The organism is Candidatus Phytoplasma bonamiae (assembly GCF_030586845.1).
In the GTDB taxonomy this organism is placed as follows: Bacteria; Bacillota_I; Bacilli_A; order Acholeplasmatales; family Acholeplasmataceae; genus Phytoplasma; species Phytoplasma bonamiae.
Map to the genome: position 1 here is coordinate 1 of NZ_JAOSIQ010000048.1, position 2,535 is coordinate 2,535.

Sequence of the window (2,535 nt, forward strand, 5' to 3'; positions counted from 1 at the left end):
CTTTGATTTCCTGATCTGTAAATTTAATTACATAGTTTTAGGATTCTCCAAGTTACGCTAAATTTCTACCTTAATTCTTTAGGGGAAGTGACCATTCTAATAAATGGTAAGATTCCAGGTTTGTTAGATGATAAACTATCCAATACTAACGGTTTATATCGATAGACTCTGGACTGTTCGGTTACACAGCAACTTACAAACAGGTTTCGTGATTACATCCATTTTCCTTCTTAGGCCATTGCAGGCTTCTCCATGGAATTATTCGGTGGCGGCGTCTTCTTGACTAATTTGCTTTCGTCGCAACCCGCTTTTATAGTCTGCTATAATCTATCATTCTTTCGTCTGATAAACCGACCATATCCTTTCAGGGTTTATCGGCCCTGGCTATTGGTTAGATAGCACGAAATTTAGGCCTCTTTGGCGCCCCCGTTAAAACTATTACCTTGGGGTAATACATTAAAAATTTTAGCAGTTTGTAAATTATGAATAAAATTATTTAAAATCCCTTGGTTAATAATATATTTGGCTTGACAAGCGACTCCTTCGTCATCAAAAATCGGATTAAAAAAAGCTTTGGAAATAAAAGGATCATCTATAATAGTCACTTTAGGATTAGCGACTAATTTATCTTTACTATATTGATATTTACTTAAATTACGATAAACATACAAAGCACTAAAAACATTTTGAAAATTTGACAGTAATTCTGCAAAAACTTCATTTGAAAAAACTACATGATAAAGTTTAGATGGTAAAGTTTTTGCGCCAATTTTAGTTTCTCCTAATTCTAATATATTTCGAATATAAATAGGAATTTGGAAATCTTCGAATTTTTGAACAGGGAAGATTTTATTAACTTCTTCTTGAATTTGATTATTACCAAAAATACAATTAGCTTCTAATAAAGCATAACTATTAGATTGTTGCAATTGTAATCCTAAAGAATTAACTATTTTTTGACACCAAAAAAATTCATTATACAATAAATTACATTTTTTAGTAAAATGCTTACTAACTAATAATTGCTGATAGAATTCTTTCAATAATTTAATTTTATGATCACGAGGTATTGACTCAAAATTAAAATTCTTTTTTATAAGAGTGTTATATTTTGAAGATCCTGAAAACAATAAATCTTGTTCATTAAAATTTAAAATCGCTATTTTTTGTTTTAAACGAGTTAAAACTGTATCTATTAAAACATCATTATCTAAATCATCAATCTTTTCTAAATAAATAGAATTTTTTTTATTTTTAAGTAAACCGCAAATAAAATAACTAGTTAAATGATTAGCTGTAAATTGTTCTATATGTCCATCTTCTAAATTAATATTAAATTTTTGTTGTTTATATACTGTAATTTCTAATCCATCTAAACCTTGTAATTTACTTTTTTGAAACCACTTTTGATAATTAATCATATCTTCACCCTTTATCAACTACCGCTAACAAACATTTCTGTTATACGGATAGTTGGTTGTCCTAAATCTACGGGAATATCTCCCGAAATAGAACCACAATAACCTTGCGCTAATTGAACATCTTTACCAACACGATCAATTTTCAACAAAATATCTTGTCCTTTGCCAATCAACATCATACCTTTAATAGGTATTGTAAGTTGACCATTTTGAATTAAATAACCAACATTAACCATAAAATTAAATTCTCCTGTGTTTGGATCGACAGTTCCGCCTCCCAAATATTTAGCATAAAAACCATAATTAGTTTCTCGAATAATTTGTTCAGGATCATGATTTCCTGCAGCAATATAAGTAGAATTCATGCGTGAAGTAGGCGAATACTTATAAGATTCTCTTCGACTAGAACCTGTAGATGCCATATTTAATTTATAACCATTACGCATATCTACTAAATAAGATTTCAAGATACCATTACTAATTAAAAGATTTTTTTGTGTTACATTACCTTCATCATCAATTTTAGTTGATCCCCAAGCTTCGCGTATATTACCGTTATCAAAAGCAGTAACAAGAGAAGAAGCTATTTTGTGGCCAATTTTATTACAAAAAGGAGATAATCCTCTGGCAATCGATGTTGCTTCTAAAGAATGTCCGCATGCTTCATGAAAAATAACTCCACCTGAACCATTATTAATCACAACAGTCATCATTTGAGCTTTAATTTCTTTTGCTGATAACATCTCAACAGATTGTTTCGCTACTTGTTGAGATATTCCTTTTAAATCTAAATAATTTAAAAAAATTCCAGTAGATCCTTTTCCAAAACTTCTACTAAATTCTTGAATATTAGATTCGCTTTGAGCTACAGAAGTCAAACTTAAATTAACATAATAACGGTTATCATAACGAGAAACACCTCGACTATTAACTATCCAAACTTTTTGAAATTTATCATACGGATAGATTATTGGCGTTTCCTTGATAGAATTCGTTTTTCTATCAACTATTACCAACAGCCCCCGTCCAAACGGTGCGAGCAAGTTTCCCAGCACACCGCTTTCCATAATTTATCCCTTCTCAGGGTTTAACTAGTGGTGACACAAAGTTAAAC

At 30.3% G+C, this 2,535-nt stretch carries 2 protein-coding genes; both read right to left on the reverse strand.

Features of this window, described 5'->3' with window-relative positions; all coding sequences use genetic code 11:
* Positions 1 to 407 precede the first annotated feature (407 nt).
* Positions 408 to 1,421: a metallopeptidase TldD-related protein gene (locus OC701_RS02580; RefSeq protein ID WP_304514521.1), complete on the reverse strand. Its 1,014-nt coding sequence runs from the start codon at positions 1,419 to 1,421 to the stop codon at positions 408 to 410.
* A 14-nt stretch (positions 1,422 to 1,435) separates the two neighbouring features.
* On the reverse strand, positions 1,436 to 2,488 hold the full coding sequence (locus tag OC701_RS02585; RefSeq protein WP_304514522.1) for a TldD/PmbA family protein: 1,053 nt from the start codon (positions 2,486 to 2,488) through the stop codon (positions 1,436 to 1,438).
* Positions 2,489 to 2,535: the final 47 nt, after the last annotated feature.